This is a genomic window from Chromobacterium rhizoryzae, from assembly GCF_020544465.1.
Classification (GTDB): Bacteria; Pseudomonadota; Gammaproteobacteria; order Burkholderiales; family Chromobacteriaceae; genus Chromobacterium.
In genome coordinates this window covers 3,763,715-3,780,732 of sequence record NZ_CP066126.1, presented here as the reverse complement: position 1 = coordinate 3,780,732, position 17,018 = coordinate 3,763,715, and the positions used below count along the sequence as shown (strand labels likewise).

4 protein-coding genes are annotated in these 17,018 nt (G+C 72.6%); all 4 read left to right on the top strand.

The window, feature by feature from the left end; all coding sequences use genetic code 11:
• Position 1 precedes the first annotated feature (1 nt).
• The 4 genes from JC616_RS17010 to JC616_RS16995 are packed head-to-tail and all read left to right on the top strand — an operon-like array spanning position 2 to position 17,014.
• The gene (locus JC616_RS17010) at positions 2-9,163 is read left to right on the top strand and encodes a non-ribosomal peptide synthetase (RefSeq protein ID WP_227104398.1); all 9,162 of its coding nucleotides are present in this window, start codon (positions 2-4) and stop codon (positions 9,161-9,163) included.
• Positions 9,160-14,883 carry an amino acid adenylation domain-containing protein gene (locus JC616_RS17005; RefSeq protein ID WP_227104396.1) on the top strand — a complete coding sequence of 1,908 codons (5,724 nt, stop codon included), beginning with the start codon at positions 9,160-9,162 and terminating at the stop codon, positions 14,881-14,883. The genes JC616_RS17010 and JC616_RS17005 overlap by 4 nt, the downstream gene beginning before the upstream one ends.
• Entirely contained in the window at positions 14,880-16,052 is a 1,173-nt protein-coding gene (locus JC616_RS17000; RefSeq protein ID WP_227104394.1) for an acyl-CoA dehydrogenase family protein, read from the top strand. The genes JC616_RS17005 and JC616_RS17000 overlap by 4 nt, the downstream gene beginning before the upstream one ends.
• Positions 16,049-17,014 (top strand): phosphotransferase family protein, encoded by a 966-nt coding sequence (locus tag JC616_RS16995; protein ID WP_227104392.1) that lies wholly within the window; start codon positions 16,049-16,051, stop codon positions 17,012-17,014. The genes JC616_RS17000 and JC616_RS16995 overlap by 4 nt, the downstream gene beginning before the upstream one ends.
• Positions 17,015-17,018 lie beyond the last annotated feature (4 nt).

Below are 17,018 nucleotides of genomic sequence, written 5' to 3'. Positions count from 1 at the left end.
CATGGCACGGCTCATGACCGATCTTGCCGACGCGGGCGTCACGCTGCATCGTCGCGGCGACCAGCTTCAGGTACAGGCGCCGCAGGGCGCGCTCGACGCCGCGCTGGTCGCGCGGCTGCGCGAGGCCAAGGAGGCGCTGCTGAGCGTGCTCGACGACGAAGGCGCGCGCGCCGCGCCGCTGGCGCCGGCGCTGCCGGGCGAGGCCGGCGACGCGGCGGCGCTGTCGCCGGGGCAGGCCCGTCTGGTCGCGGCGACGCGGCTGGGCGATCCGGCGATGTACAACGAACAGGCGGCGATCGAACTCGCGGACGCCGTCGACGAGGAGGCCGTCGCCCGCGCCTTCGCGGCGCTCGCGCGCCGGCACGACATCCTGCGCACCGTCTTCAGCGACGGCGAGCCGGAACTGCAGCGGGTGCTGCCCGAGCCGCTCGTCGCCTTGCAAGCGTGGGCGGTGGACGGCGACGACGCCTTGCGCGCGCGCGCCGCGGAACTGGCGCGACAGCCCTTCGCCGCCGGCGCGCCGATGTGGCGCGTCGATCTGTTCTCGACGCCCGAGCGCGTCGCGGTGCTGGTGCTGACCATCCATCACGCCATCTTCGACCGCTGGTCGATGAGCGTGCTGATCCGCGATTTCAGCGCCTATCTCGCGTCGCCGGACGCGGCCGAGCCCTCGGCGCCCCGCCTCAGTTATCGAGACTATGCCGCCTGGCAGCGCCGCTGGATGGCGTCGCCGGACTACGCCGCGCAACTGGACGCCTGGACGGAGGCGCTGGCGGAGGTGGACGAGGTGCCGGCGATACGCGGCGACCGCGCGCGTCCGCCGGCGCTGAGCGGGCGCGGCGGCACCGAGCGCTTCGAGATTCCGGCCGCGTGCATGGACGCGGCGGCCGCGTTCTCCCGCGGCCATAACACCACGCTGTTCACCACCTTGTTCAGCGCCTTCGCGCTGCTGCAGCAGCGTTACACCGGCGAAGCGCGCGGGCTGACGCTGACGCCGGCGGCCAACCGGCCCTTCCAGGCGGCGGAGGACATCGCCGGCTACTTCGTCAACCTGGTGGCGCTGGCCACCGAGGTGGGCGAGGGCGACAGCTTCGGCGCGCTGGTGGACCGGGTCCGCGACGCCAGCGCGCAGGCCTTCGCGCGCCAGGGCGTGCCGCTGGACGCCATCGTGGAGCGGCTGCGCGCGCGCGGCGGCCCCCGGCACGAGCAACTGGCGCAGACCGTGTTCGCCTTCCAGAACGTCCGCCTGCCGGCGGTGCGCACCGCGAGCGGCGCGGCCGTGCCCTTCGATCTGGACAGCCCGTTCGCGCGCTTCGATCTTTATCTGTCGATCGAGGGCGACGAGCGCGGCACTTTCGCGGTGTGGCAGTACAACACCGATCTGTACGACGCGGCCACCATCCGCCAGCTGGGCGAACATTATCTGGCGCTGCTGCGCGCGGCGCTGGCCGCGCCGGACGCGGACGCGCGCGGCTTGCCCATCCTGTCCGAGGCCGAAGAAGCGCGCCTGCGCGGATGGGGGCGGCATGAGCGCCCGTATCGGGCGGACGCCGCGATCGACGCGTTGTTCCGCGAATGCGCGGCCGCCCATCCCGGACGCGTCGCGCTGGAACAGGGCGGCGAGCGCTGGACTTACGCGGAGCTCGATCAGTGGTCGGACCGCGCGGCCGGCGCGCTGCGCGCGGCCGGCGTCGAGGCCGGCGCGGTGGTGGGCGTCGCGGGCGAGCGCTCGCCGCGGCTGCTGGCCGCCTTCCTCGCGGCGCTGAAGGCGGGCGCCGCCTATCTGCCGCTGGATCCGACTTATCCGGCCGCGCGCCTGAGCGCGATGACGGCCGACGCCGCGCCGGCCTTGATGATCGTCGCCGACGGTCTGGACGCCGGCTGGCTCGGCGATTACGCCGGACCGGTGCTGAGCCTGGCCGACTGCGAGGCCGGCGACGCGCGGCCCTTGTCGTCCGCAGCGCGGCGCGCGGAGGACCTGGCTTATGTGATGTACACCTCGGGCTCCACCGGGCGGCCCAAGGGCGTGGCGGTGCCGCATCGCGCGGTGGTCCGGCTCGCCGTCGGCGGCGGCTACGCGCGCTTGGACGCGTCGACGGTGATGCTGCAGCAATCGCCGCTGGGCTTCGACGCCTCGACCTTCGAAATCTGGGGCTGCTGGCTGAACGGCGGGCGGCTGGTGCTGGCCGAGCCCGGCATGCCCTTCCTGGACGCGGCGTCGCGCGACGGCGTCACCACGATGTGGCTGACCGCCGACCTGTTCCGCATGATGGTGGAAGAGGAGCCGGCCGCGCTCGGCGGCCTGCGCGAACTGCTGACCGGCGGCGACGCGCTGCCGGTGGCGAGCTGCCGCGCCTTTCTCGAGGCCTGCCCGGGCGTCGCGCTGATCAACGGTTACGGCCCGACGGAAAACACCACCTTCACCTGCAGCCATCGGGTGACGGCCGGCGACGTGAAACGCGGCTCGATTCCGATTGGGCGGCCGATAGGCAATACCGAGGTGCGCGTGGTCGACGCCGGCGGTCGGCTGGTGCCGGTCGGCGTGCCCGGCGAATTGTGGGCGGGCGGCGACGGGCTCGCGCTCGGCTATCTGGGGCGCGCCGACTTGACGGCGGAACGCTTCGTCGCGGCGCCGCCGCCGGACGGCGGGCGCTGGTATCGCACCGGCGACCGCGTGCGCTGGCGGCGCGACGGGGCGCTGGAGTTCCTAGGCCGAGTGGATGAGCAGATCAAGCTGCGCGGCTACCGGATCGAGCTGGGCGAGATCGAGGCGACGCTGGGCCATCACCCCGGTTTGAGCGGCTGCGCCGTCGCGCTGCGGCGCAGCGCCGCGGACGAGAAGCAATTGGTCGGCTATCTGGTGGCGCGGCAAGATTCGGCCGAAGCCGCGGACGCGGCGGCGGTGCAGGCATGGCTGGAGACGCGGCTGCCGGGCTATATGGTGCCGCGCGCCTGGGTGTGGCTGGACGCTTTGCCGCAGTCCGCCAACGGCAAGGTGGACCGCAAGCGCCTGCCGGAGCCGCAGATCGAGGCGGGCGCGGCGGCGGCGGAGAACGCGGCCGAGGCGGCGCTGGTGGAGATCTGGCAAGGCCTGCTGGGGCTGGAGCGCGTGGGGGTGAGGGACAACTTCTTCGCGCTGGGCGGCGACTCCATCCTGAGCATACAGATGGCGTCGCGGGCGGCGGAGCGGGGCTTGCGCATCAGCCCGCAGCAAGTGTTCCGCTATCCGACCATCGCCGAACTGGCGGCGGAAAGCGGCGCGGCGGAAGAAACCGGCGCGCCGGCGGAGCAGGGCGAGGTGAGGGGCGAAGTGAGGCCCGGCCCGATCCAGGCCTGGTATCTGGACTGGCCGGGCACGGACTGGCAACAGTTCAGCCAGGGCGCTTATCTGGGCCTGAGCGGTCCGCTCGACGCCGAGGCGCTGATCGGCGCGCTGCAGGCGGTGGCGCAGCGGCACGACGCGCTGCGGATAGGCTGGCGGCGGGACGGCGAGCGCTGGATTCAGGAAAGCGGCGCCGGCGCGCCGGCGGAAGTGAAGATAGCGGACCTGCGCGGCCTGGCCGACGCCGAGGCCGCGCTGGAGCGCGACGCGGCCGAACTGCAGGCCGGTCTGCGCCTGGACGGCGCCGGCCTGTGGGCGGCGCGGCTGTACCGGCTGGACCAAGGCTGGCGCCTGCTGTGGCTGGCGCATCACGCCTCGGTGGACGGGGTGTCGTGGCGGATTCTGCTGGAAGACCTGTGGAGGGCCTATGCGGCGCTGAGCCGGGGCGAGGCGATGTCGTGGCCGGCCAAGACGGTGTCGTACCAGGCGTGGTCGCAGCGGCTGTGGGCCTGGGCGGACAGCTTGCCGGAATCGACGCTGGACTACTGGCGGGAGATGGACGCGCCAGGGATGACCCTGCCCGGCGTCGGCGCGGGCGAAGACACGGTGGCGGCGGAATCGCGGGTGTCGCTGCAGTGGGACGCGGCGACGACGGAACGCTGGCTGCGGCAGGCGGGCGAGGCCTATCGGATGCGTCCGGAGGAATTGCTGCTGGCCGCGCTGGCGCGGGCCTTGCGCCAATGGACGGGCGCGGAGGAATGCGTGCTGGACCTGGAAGGCCACGGCCGCGACGGGCTGGCGGGCGTGGACGTGTCGCGCACCGTGGGCTGGTTCACCAGCTTGTATCCGCTGCGGCTGCCGCTGAGCGGCGACTTGCCGCGGGATCTGAAGTCGGTGAAGGAGCGGATGCGCGGCGTGCCGGACAGCGGCATCGCCTATCAGGCGCTGCGTTACGGCGGCCGTGGATCGGAGCTGGGCGGCCATGCGCGCACGGTGTGCTTCAACTACCTGGGCCAATGGCGGCTGGAAGAAGGCGGCGCGCCGGGCGCGGCTTGGCTGGGCGAGCCGCCGGGCGGCGCGCGCTCGGGCGGGATGAGGCGTCGCTACGCGCTGGACGTGGTGGCGCAGGTGCACGAAGGGCGGCTGCGGGTGGACTGGCTGTACAACGCGGCGCTGCAAGCGGCGGACGCGATGACGGCGCTGGCGGAGCGCTTCCGCGCCGAGCTGGACGCGGTGCTGGCGCACTGCCTGTCGCCGCAGTCGGGCGGCCTGACGCCGTCGGACCTGCCGCTTGCCCAACTGGAGCAGAGCGATATCGACGCGATCGAGCGCGAGCATCCCGGGCTGGAGGCCTTGTACGGCGTCACGCCGTTGCAGCAGGGCATTCTGTTTCACTCCATCGCGGACGAGGACGCGCCGCTCTATATAGAACAACTGCACTGGAAAATGAGCGGCGTCTTCGACGCGGAACGCTTCCGTCAAGCCTGGTTCGACGTCGCGGCGGCGCACGCCGCGCTGCGCACCACCTTCCGCTGGCGGCAGTTGCAGAGCCCGGTCCAAATCGTCCATCCCCGTCTGGACCCGGACTGGGACACGCTGGATTGGCGAGCGCTGTCCGCCGAGGCCTGCGTCAGCCGCTTCGACGCGCTGCGCGAGCTGGACCGTCAACGCGGCTTCGATCTGGAACACGGGCCCTTGCTGCGCGGCACCCTGATCCGCGAACCCGGCGACGCCTGGCGCTTCCTGTGGAGCTACCACCACGCGGTGGTCGACGGCTGGTCGGTGCCCTTGATCCTGAAGCAGGTGATCGGCCGCTACGCCGAGCTGGGCGCCGGCGACGCCGCTCCGCTGCCGGGCAGCCGTTTTCTGCCCTTCGTCAATTGGCTGGCGGCGCGGGACGAGAGCGAGCAGGCGGCGTACTGGCAACAGGTGCTGGCCGGCATAGAAGAGCCCACGCCGATAGGCTTCGCCGCGCCGGCGCGCGGCGCGCAAGCGCGGGGCCAGGGCCGGCGCGCCTTCGTGTTCGACGCGGGGCTGAACGAGCAGGTCGACCGCGCCGCGCGGCGGGCCGGCGTCACTCGCGCCAGCCTGTTGACCGGCGCCTGGGCGCTGACCCTGGGCTACGCCGGCGGCGGGCGCGAGGTGGTGTTCGGCACCACGCTGTCCGGCCGGCCGGCGACGCTGCCGGGCGTCGAGCGGATGGTGGGGCTGTTCATCAACACGGTGCCGGTGCGCGTCGGCATAGACGACGACGCGCGCGTGTCGCAATGGCTGCAGCAACTGCATGGACAGCAGAGCGAACGGGCCAGACTGGGCGCCGCCTCGCTGACCGACATCCGGCGCTGGGCGGGCTACGAGGGCGGCGAGCTCTTGAGCAGCCTGTTCGTGGTGGAAAACTATCCGGTGGACCGCCAGCTGGCCCGAGGCGACGCCGGTTTCGACGTCAGCGAGTTCGCGGCGGCCGAGACGCGCACCAATTATCCGCTGGTCGGCCAGCTGATTCCGGGCGAGGAGACCGTGCTCTATGTCGATTTCGACGCCTCGCGCTACGACGAGGAGGGCATAGGCCGGCTGGGCGCGAGCTTCCTGCATCTGCTGGCCCAGCTCGCCGCGCAGCCGGACGCGCGGCTGGGCGATCTGAGCCTGGTGGACGAGGCGGAGGCGCGCCGGCTGATTCACGACTGGAACGCGACGCCGCCGGTCGGCGACGGCTATCTGCTGCACGCCGGCATAGAGCGGCACGCCGAGCTGACGCCGCTGGCGCCGGCGATCATAGGCGTGGACGAGGCGATGAACTACCGCGAACTGGCCGACGAGACGCTGCGCGTCGCCAGGGCGGTGGCGGCGGCGGGCGCGCGGCGCGAACCGGTGGCGGTGCTGCTGCCGAGGAGCGCGCGCGCGGTCGCCGCCTACTCGGGCGTGATGCGCGCCGGCTGCGCCTATGTGCCGGCCGATCCGGCGATGCCGCCGGGACGCTTGCGCGATCTGCTGGCCACGGTCGGCCATGTGCTGACGACGCGTGAGCATCTGCCGCTGCTGGACTGCGTCGCGGCGCGCGCGATCCTGATCGACGAAACGCCGCCGGCCGAGGTCGCGCTGCCGGAGGCGGCGCCCGACGATCTGGCCTATGTGATGTTCACCTCGGGCTCCACCGGCAAGCCCAAGGGCGTGATGATCAGCCACCGCGCGGCGGCGCTGACGATGGAAGTCTTCCTGCGCCGTTATGAGATCGGCGCGTCCGACCGCTTGATGTGCGTGTCGGCGGCGGGCTTCGACCTGTCGGTATTCGATTTCTTCGGCGCGTTCGCGGCGGGCGCCGCCGTCTTGCTGGCGCCGGAGTCGTCGACGATCGCGCCGGCGGCGTGGCTGGATCTGATGGCGCGCGAGGGGGCGACGGTTTGGGAATCCGTGCCGGCGGTGATGGAGCTGCTGTTGCTGGAGTGCCGGCAGAGCGGGCGCGCGCTGCCGCCCTCGCTGAAGCTGGCGATGTTGAGCGGCGACCGCGTGCCGGTGGGGCTGCCCGCGCAGATCCGCGCGGCGGCGACGTCCGATCCGGAGGTGCTGGCGCTGGGCGGCGCCACCGAGGCGGCCATCTGGTCGTGCTGGTACGACACGCGGGGACTGGCGGCCGACGCCGCCTTCGTGCCCTACGGCCGCCATCTGCCGGGGCAGCGGCTCTATGTGCTGTCTTCCTCGCTGCAGGCGGTGCCGGTGGGCGTGCCGGGCGATCTGTGGATCGCCGGCGCGGGCGTGGCGCTGGGCTATCTGGGCCAGCCGGATCTCACTGCTTACCGCTTTGTCGACAATCCCTTTGTGCCGGGCGAACGGATGTACCGGACCGGCGACCGCGCGCGCGCGCTTGCCGACGGCAATCTGGAGTTCCTGGGCCGAGTGGACGATCAGGTCAAGATCGGCGGCTTCCGGATCGAGATCGGCGAAATCGAGGCCGCGCTGGCGGCCGCGCCGGGCGTGGAGCGCGGCGTGGCCTCGGTGGTCGAGCGCGACGGGCGGCGGATCATCGCCGGCTATGTGCTGTTGCTGCCGGGCGCGAGCCTGGATTCCGCCGCGATTCGCGACGCGCTGGCGCGGCGGCTGCCGCCATACATGCTGCCGGCGTCGATCATGGCGCTGGACAGCGTGCCGCTGAGCGCCAACGGCAAGGTGGACCGCAAGCGTCTGCCGGAGCCGCAGATCGAGGCGGGCGCGGCGGCGGCGGAGAACGCGGCCGAGGCGGCGCTGGTGGAGATCTGGCAAGGCCTGCTGGGGCTGGAGCGCGTGGGGGTGAGGGACAACTTCTTCGCGCTGGGCGGCGACTCCATCCTGAGCATACAGATGGCGTCGCGGGCGGCGGAGCGGGGCTTGCGCATCAGCCCGCAGCAGGTGTTCCGCTATCCGACCATCGCCGAACTGGCGGCGGAAAGCGGCGCGGCGGAAGAGACCGGCGCGCCGGCGGAGCAGGGCGAGGTGAGGGGCGAAGTGAGGCCCGGCCCGATCCAGGCCTGGTATCTGGATTGGCCGGGCATGGACTGGCAACAGTTCAGCCAGGGGGCTTATCTGGGCCTGAGCGGCCCGCTCGACGCCGAAGCGCTGATCGGCGCGCTGCAGGCGGTGGCGCAGCGCCACGACGCGCTGCGGATAGGCTGGCGGCGGGACGGCGAGCGCTGGATTCAGGAAAGCGGCGCCGGCGCGCCGGCGGAAGTGAAGATAGCGGACCTGCGCGGCCTGGCCGACGCCGAGGCCGCGCTGGAGCGCGACGCGGCCGAACTGCAGGCCGGTCTGCGTCTGGACGGCGCCGGCCTGTGGGCGGCGCGGCTGTACCGGCTGGAGCAAGGCTGGCGCCTGCTGTGGCTGGCGCATCACGCCTCGGTGGACGGGGTGTCGTGGCGGATTCTGCTGGCAGACCTGTGGCGGGCCTACGCGGCGCTGAGCCGGGGCGAGGCGATGTCGTGGCCGGCCAAGACGGTGTCGTACCAGGCGTGGTCGCAGCGGCTGTGGGCCTGGGCGGACAGCTTGCCGGAATCGACGCTGGACTACTGGCGGGAGATGGACGCGCCAGGGATGACCCTGCCCGGCGTCGGCGCGGGCGAAGACACGGTGGCGGCGGAATCGCGGGTGTCGCTGCAATGGGACGCGGCGACGACGGAACGCTGGCTGCGGCAGGCGGGCGAGGCCTACCGGATGCGTCCGGAGGAATTGCTGCTGGCCGCGCTGGCGCGGGCCTTGCGCCAATGGACGGGCGCGGAGGAATGCGTGCTGGACCTGGAAGGCCACGGCCGCGACGGACTGGCGGGCGTGGACGTGTCGCGCACCGTGGGCTGGTTCACCAGCCTGTATCCGCTGCGGCTGCCGCTGAGCGGCGACTTGCCGCGGGATCTGAAGTCGGTGAAGGAGCGGATGCGCGGCGTGCCGGACAGCGGCATCGCCTATCAGGCGCTGCGTTACGGCGGCCGTGGATCGGAGCTGGGCGGCCATGCGCGCACGGTGTGCTTCAACTACCTGGGCCAATGGCGGCTGGAAGAAGGCGGCGCGCCGGGGGCGGCTTGGCTGGGCGAGCCGCCGGGCGGCGCGCGCTCGGGTGGGATGAGGCGGCGCTACGCGCTGGACGTGGTGGCGCAGGTGCACGAAGGACGGCTGCGGGTGGACTGGCTGTACAACGCGGGGCTGCAAGCGGCGGACGCGATGACGGCGCTGGCGGAGCGCTTCCGCGCCGAGCTGGACGCGGTGCTGACGCACTGCCTGTCGCCGCAGTCGGGCGGCCTGACGCCTTCGGACCTGCCGCTCGCCCATCTTGACCAGAACGATATCGACGAAGTGTTACAGCTACTGAACGAACAGCCATGAACAAAACATTATCAAACGCCGCGCAGCAAGCCGGCTCGAAAGTCGAGACCATGCTGCCGTTGACGCCGACGCAGCAGGGCCTGCTGTTTCATACGCTGAAAGCGCCGGAGTCCGGCGTCTATTACGAACAGGTCGCTTGCGCCTTCCAGGTCGCGCTAGACGCGGCCGATTACCGGCGCGCGCTGGAAGCGGTGATCGCGCGCCACGGCGTGCTGCGCACCGGCTTTCTGTGGGACGGGCCGTCCAAGCCGGTGCAGGTGGTCTTCCGCGACGTCGAACTGCCGTGGGTGGAGGAGGACTGGCGGGCTTTCGATCCCGAGGAGCAGCGGCGGCGTCTCGCCGCTTACCGGGACGCGGACCGGCGTCCGGGCTTTCACCTGAGCCGCGCGCCGCTGATGCGCTGCGCCTTGTTCCGCACCGGCGAAGAACGCTATGAGTTCGTGTGGAGTTATCACCATCTGCTGCTGGACGGCTGGTCGGTGCAGATCGTGCTGGGCGAAGCGCTCGCCTGCTACGACGCCTACCGGCGCGGGGCCGATCCGGCCTTGCCGCCGCCCCAGCCCTACAGCGCTTTTCTGCGCTGGCTGGACCAGCAGGACGGCGCGGCGGCCGAGGCCTTCTGGCGCGAGCGGCTGGGCGATGTGCGCGCGGCCACGCCCTTGCCGCTGGCGGAGGAGGCCGGCCCGGAACGCCCGTCCGGCCACGGCCTGCTGGAACGCGAGCTGGACCCGCGGACGAGCGAGGGCCTGCAGCGGCTGGCGCGCGCCTGCGAGCTGACGCAGAGCACGGTGATCCAGGCCGCCTGGGCCTTGCTGCTGGCGCGAGCGAGCGGCCGCGACGACGTGGTGTTCGGCACCACCGTGTCCGGCCGGCCGGCCGCGCTGCGCGGGGTCGAGCAGATGGTGGGGCTCTTCGTCAACGCGCTGCCGACGCGCGCGACCGTCGACGCCGCGCAGACGCTGGGCGACTGGCTCAGACAGCTGCACCGCCGGCATGTGGACGCCGAAGCCTACGCCTATACGCCGCTGCACGCGATTCCGGGCTGGAGCGGCGTGGCCCCGGGCGCGCCCTTGTTCGAGAGCCTGGTGGTGTTCGAGAACTATCCGGCGCGCGCGGACGCGACGTGCTATCGGGAACGGCTGGGCGTCGGCGACGTCGAGGTGGTGGAACAGACCAACTATCCGCTGACCGTGGTCGCGATTCCCGGCGAGCGTCTGCGCTTGCGCCTGCATTACGATCGCCAGCGCGTCTCGGAGGCGGCGGCGGAGCGGATCGTCGCGATGCTGGCGCGGCTGCTGGAGCAGTTCGAACGCGGCGGCGCCGCGCTGCGCATCGGCGCGGCGTCGCTGCTGGGCGCGGAGGCGGGCGGCGCGCTGGTCGCGGGCTGGAACGCGGCGGCCCGGCGCGCGGACGAGACGGCGCGCCAGTGCCTGCATCGCCGTTTTGAGGCGCAGGCGCGCGCGCGCCCCGATGCTGTCGCGCTGCAATGCGAGGGCGAGGCGCTGACTTACGCCGAACTGGATCGCCGCGCCAACCGGCTGGCCTGGCGGCTGGACGCCGCCGGCGTGCGCGGCGACACGCCGGTTGCGCTGGCGTTCGGGCGCGGCGTGGACAGCATCGTCGCGATACTGGCGGTGTTGAAGGCGGGCGCCTTCTATGTGCCGCTCGATCTCGACCATCCGCCGGAACGCCTCGCCTGGATACTGGAGGATATCGGCGCCGGCGCGCTGATCTGCGGCGAGGAAGCGCGCGAGCGCTTCGGGGACTTCGGTGGGGTTCTGATCGGGATGGGAGATGCGGCGGAGTCCGGCGAGCGCGAAGACGCACCGCCGCCGCGCGACACTTCGCCCGCCGACCTGTGCTATGTGATCTACACCTCGGGCTCGACCGGACAGCCCAAGGGCGTGTGCGTGGAGCACCGCAATGTGGACCATCTGTTCGCGGCGACGCGCCGGAGCTACGGCATCGGACCGTCGGACGTGTGGACCCTGTTCCATTCCTACGCCTTCGACTTCTCGGTATGGGAAATCTGGGGCGCCCTGCTGCACGGCGGGCGGCTGGAAATCGTGCCTTACCGCTGCTCGCGCACGCCGGAGGCGTTTCTCGCGCTGCTGGAGCGCGAGGGCGTCACGATGCTGAGCCAGACCCCCAGCGCCTTCAAGCAGCTGCTGCGCGCGCTGGGCGACGCGCGGCGGCCCTTGCCGGCCGGCTTGCGTCATGTGTTCTTCGGCGGCGAGGCGCTGATTCCCAGCCAGTTCGCCGCCTGCCTGGGCGAGGAGAGAGGCGTCGCGCTGGTCAATCTCTACGGCATCACCGAAACCACGGTGCACGTGACCGAGCGCGTGCTGGGCGCGGGCGACGCGCTCTCCTCGCGCAGCCCGGTGGGCCGGCCCTTGCCCGGCTACCGTATCTACCTGCTCGACGCCGCCGGACATCCGGTGCCGCCGGGCGTGCCGGGCGAAATCTACGTGGGCGGGGAGGGCGTGGCGCGCGGTTATCACAAGCGTCCCGAGCTCGACCGCGAACGCTTCATCGCCGACCCCTTCCTGCCCGGCGAGCGGCTTTACCGCAGCGGGGACCTCGGGCGCTGGGACGCGGACGGCGAGCTGGACTATCTGGGCCGCATCGACGAGCAGGTCAAGATCCGCGGCTTCCGCATCGAACTGGGCGAGGTGGAGGCGGCGCTGGCCCGGCACCCGGACGTCGCCGCCGCTGCGGTGATGGTGGACGAGGCGAGCATAGACGGCCACGCGCAGCTGGCGGGTTTCGCGGCGCCGCGCGAGGGCGCGTCGCTCTCTCCCGCCGCGCTGCGGGACTGGCTGGCGCAGCGCCTGCCGCCGCACGCGATTCCGGCGCGCCTGATCGAGGTGGACGCGATCCCGCTGACCCCTAACGGCAAGCTCGATCGCCGCCGGCTGGCCGACGCGCTGGCGGCGGACGGCGACGCGGCGCGTCCGCACGTCGCGCCGCGCGATGCGGTGGAACAGGCGCTGGTCGGCGTGTTCGAATCCGTGCTCAAGCGCTCGCCGGTCGGCGTCACCGACAACTTCTTCGAGCTGGGCGGGGACTCCATCCTGAGCATCCAGATCCTGTCGGCCGCGCACAAGGTCGGCATCGACTTCACGCTGGACGAGCTGATGCGCTCGCTGACCATAGCAAGGCTGGCGCCGCGGGTCCGGCGCACGGATTCGCCGCCGCCGGCCGCGAGCGCGCCGCCGCTTCCGCCGCCGCTGGACGCCGCCTACGAGGACGCGTATCCGCTCAGCGCGATGCAGATGGCGATGCTGGCCAACGAGATGCGGCACGGCCAGGACTCCGCCTATCACAACGTCAATGATCAGCGGCTGGCCCTGTCCTTCGACGCGGCCGCGCTCGAGGCGGCGTTGCGCGGCGCCTTCGAACGCCATCCGGCGCTGCGCACCGCCTTCGATCTGGCCGCCGACGAGGAGCCGCTGCAGTACGTGCACCGCCAAGTGCCCTTGCCGCTGGCGGTCAGCGACTGGCGAGGCCTGGACGCGGCGCGGCAGGACGCGCGGATACTGGATTGGCGCGAGGCCGAGCGGCGCCGGCGCTTCGACGTCGAGCATCCGCCGCTGATCCGCTTCGCCGTGCATCGCCTGAGCGAGGAGGAGATGCATATCGGCGTGACCAAGCACCACGCGATTCTGGACGGCTGGAGCTTCAACCTGCTGCTCTCCGAGCTGATCTCGGACTATTCGGCGCGGCTGGCCGGCCGGCCGCTGGCGCTGACGGCGCCCGCCAGCCGCTACCGCGACTTCGTCGAGCGCGAGCGCGAGGCGGCGCGTTCGGACGCGCTGCGCGACTGGTGGCGCGCGCGGCTGCAATCCTTGCCGGCCACGCGGCTGGCGCGGGAGCCGGACGGCGACGCGGCACCGGCGGAGGTGCCGATTTCGGCCGCTGAGTCCGCCGGCCTGGAAGCGCTCGCCGCGCGCGCGGGCGCCTCGGTGAAGAGCGTGCTGCTGACGGCGCATCTGCTCGCCTTGTCGCGCATCTGCGGCAGGCCGGCGGTGACGAGCGGCGTGGTGTTCAACGGCCGCAGCGAGGGCGCGGACGGCGACCGGGCGCTGGGCCTGTTCCTGAACAGCCTGCCGCTCGGCTTCGACTTCCCGGCCGGCGTCTTCGACGCCGTCGCGCTGGTGCGCGCGGTGCAGGCGGCCGAGCTGGAGGTGTTCAGCCGCCGGCGCTATCCGCTGATCGAACTGCATCGGCAGGTGGGCACGGTGTTCGACGCGCTGTTCAACTTCACGCACTTCCGCGCGCTGGAGGACGCGGTGCGCGACATCGAGGTGTCCGACGGCTACGCGAGCGACACGACCAATGTGCCGCTGGTGGTGCAAAGCAGCTTCGACGGCCGGCAAGGCGTATTGCGGATCACCCTGGTGCCGTCGCGCGGGCATTTCTCGACGGAGACCGTGGTCCGCTTCGTCGCGGAGTACGCGGCGGCCTTGCGCGCGCTGCTTGGGGAAACCACGGCTGGGGACGCGGCCGCCGGCGGCGCGATCAGGGCGGACGGCGGCGAGCGCCGGAGCCTGGCCTCGGCGGCCGCCACGCCGGCGGCGGCCAAGGCGCCCGCCGCCGCGCGGCCCAGCGGCGCGGCGTTGCGACGCGAGCTGAGCGCCTTGTGGACGGCCGTGCTCAAGCGCGAACCGCCGTCGGAGGACAGCGATTTCAGCGCGCTGGGCGGAGATTCTTTGCTGATGCTGCGGATCTGCTCCCGCGCCGGCCGGGCCTTTGGCCTGGACGCGGCGGTGGTGGCCCGTCTGTTGACGGCGCAGACCGTGGCCGAGCAGGCCCGGATCATCGAGACCGAGGGGGCGGACGCGGACGGCGTCCGGGTCGGCGCGCTCGTCGCGCTGTCCGCGCCGGGCGACGCGCCGCCGCTGTTCTTCGCGCCGGGCGCGGGCGGGCATGTGCCGTACCTGCGCGCGCTCGCGGCCGAGCTGTCCAAGGACTTCTCGGTATGGGGCATGGAGCTGCCCGGGTCCGGCGAGGCCGACGCGGGCGGCGTCGAAGCCATCGCGACGGCGCTGATCGCCGACATCCGGCGGGTGCGGCCTTATGGGCCTTATCGCCTGGGCGGCCACTCTTTTGGCGGCTGGGTCGCGCTTGAGATTGCGCGGCAACTGGCCGGCCAGGGCGAGGCGGTGGCTTGGGTCTCCATCGTGGACAGCCTGCCGCCGGGGCCGGCGGCGCGGCCGCACAAGCGGGACTGGCGGGACGGCCGCTGGATGGCGGAGATCGGCAACAGCTTCGCGCGTCTGGCCGACGCCAAGCTGCTATTCGACGCCGACGAATTCGACGCGCTGGACGATGCGCGGAGAGTGGAACGTTTGCGCGAGCGCTTGATAGCGGCGGGCGTGCTGCCGGAGGAGCTTGGCCTGCCCGAGTTCGCGGCGCGCGTGCGCGCCTTCATCGCGCATTCGCTGACGGATTACGCGCCGGCGACGCCTTATGCCGGCGCGCTGCATTTGATTGTGGCCGCGGACAGGGACGGCGAGGCGGACGCGCCCGACGCCGCCGCGCTCATCGACGGCTGGCGCGCGGCGGCGCCGGCCGCGGCGACGCCGCTGCGCCTACCCGGCGATCACGTCGGCATCATGCGCCCCCCCTTCGTCAGCGGGCTGGCCGGCGCCTTGCGCGCCGTGGAGGCCGCCGCGCGGCGGGCCGTTTCGGACATGGAAACCGAGGAAGAACAATGAACACCAGAGTCAAGGCATTCGCCGCCGTCGAGGCGGCGCTGGCGGAACCGGAGGCGGCGCTCGCCAACGGCGATTTCGAAACCGTGGAACAATTGATGAGCGGCATCCGCGCGGCCAACCGGGCGCATGGCCTGTGGCTGCCGCAGGTGCCGCGCGCCGACGGCGGCCTGGGCCTGAACCTGCTTGAGCTGGTGGAGGTGGGCGAGCTGCTGGGCGCCTCGCCGCTGGGCCATTACGCGGTCAACTACCAGGCGCCCGACGCCGGCAATATCGACGTGCTGCTGGAGTACGCGACTCCCGCGCAGCGCCGGCGCTGGCTGGAGCCGCTATTGCGCGGCGAACTGCGCAGCTGCTTTGCGGCGACGGAGCCGGAGTCCGCCGGATCGAATCCCTCCTCGCTGAAAACGACGGCGGTGTACAGGGACGGCGCCTGGCATCTGAACGGCCGCAAATGGTTCGCGTCCGGCGCCGACGGCGCGGGCTTCGCCATCGTGCTGGCCGTCACCGACGAGGCCGCGCCGCTGCACGCGCGCACCAGCACCTTCATCGTGCCCGCCGACGCGCCCGGCTTCCGCCACGTCCGCAATCTGCGGGTGATGGGGGACGAGGGCTGCGGCTGGGCCAGTCACGGCGAACTGGTGCTGGACGATTGCCGGGTGGGCGAGGACGCGATGCTGGGCAAGCCCGGCGAGGGCTTCGTCGTGCTGCAGGCCAGGCTGGCCACCGGGCGGCTGCACCATTGCGCGCGCTGGATAGGCGTGTGCGAGCGCGCCTTCGCCATCATGTGCCGGCGCGCCTGCCGCCGGGAGCTGGCGGCGGGCGAGCTGCTGTCCTCGCGCCAGACGGTGCAGAACTGGATCGCCGAGAGCCGCGCGTCGATAGACGCGGCGCGCCTGCTGGTGACCCAGGCGGCGACGCGGCTGCAGAACCGCCACGAGCGCGCGCAGATCGACATCTCGATCGCGAAGTTCTTCGTGGCCGGCGTGACGCAGACCGTGCTCGATCACGCGCTGCAGGTGCAGGGCGCGTTGGGCGTCAGCGGCGACACGATTCTCAATGTGCTGTGGCGGCACGAACGCGCGGGGCGGATTTACGACGGCCCGGACGAGGTGCACAAGAGCCTGGTGGCGCGCCATGCGCTGGCCGGCTTCCGGCGGGAGCTGGCATGAGCGCGCGGATCGCGGAGCGCGCGATGGCGGCGCTGGGCCGCCCCCGCGTCGGCGCGCGCGCGACGCGGGTGGGCGGCGGCCGGGCCAGCGAAGTATTTCTGGTGCAGGGCGGCGACAGCGAACTCATCGCCTACTGGCTGCCGGAGGGCGGCGCGCGCGAGGCGAGACGCCGCTACGCACTGCTGGAGCGGCTGTCCGGCCAGTTCCGGCTGGCGCCCAGGCCGCTGGCGGTGGACGAGGACGGCGACGCCGCGCTGCTGCTGGTTGAAAAGCTGGACGGCGTCGCGCCGGCCGCCTGCGGAGCGCTCGGCCCCGACACCGTGCGCCGGCTCGCGGAAAACTTCATCGAAACGCTGGCGAGCCTGCATGCGCTGGAGGTCGCGCCGGCCGACCGGCCCCCCGACTATCTGCGCCGCATCCTGAGCGAATGGCGGCGACGCTGGAACGCGGAGGAGGCGGGCGCGGCGGCCGACGCCGACTTCCGGGCGGTGGCCGACTGGCTGAGCGAGCGGATGCCGCAGACCGCGCCCTCCGCCTGGCTGCACAACGACTACAAGCTGGACAACATCCTCGTCGACCCGGGCGATCCGGCGCGGCTGGTGGGCGTCGTCGATTGGGAGCTGGCCGCGGTCGGCCATCCGCTGGCGGATCTTGGCGCCGCGCTCGCTTACTGGATAGAGGGCCGGGATTCGTCGCTGCTGCGGCTGGACGCGCCCGGGCCGAGCTGCGCGCCGGGCGCGCCGACGCGCGCGGCGCTGGTGGACCTGTACGCCGCCGCGGCCGGACGCGAGGTGGCGGAACCCGCCTACTGGTACGCCTACGGCCTGCTGCGGCTGGCGGTGATCACGCAACAACTGGCGCTGCGGCGCCGCGACGAAGGGCAGCGCGTACCGCGCGCCAAGCTGATCGTGCGCTGGCTGCTGGACCGCGCGGCGGAAGCCTGCGGCGGCGGCCGGCTGTGACGGC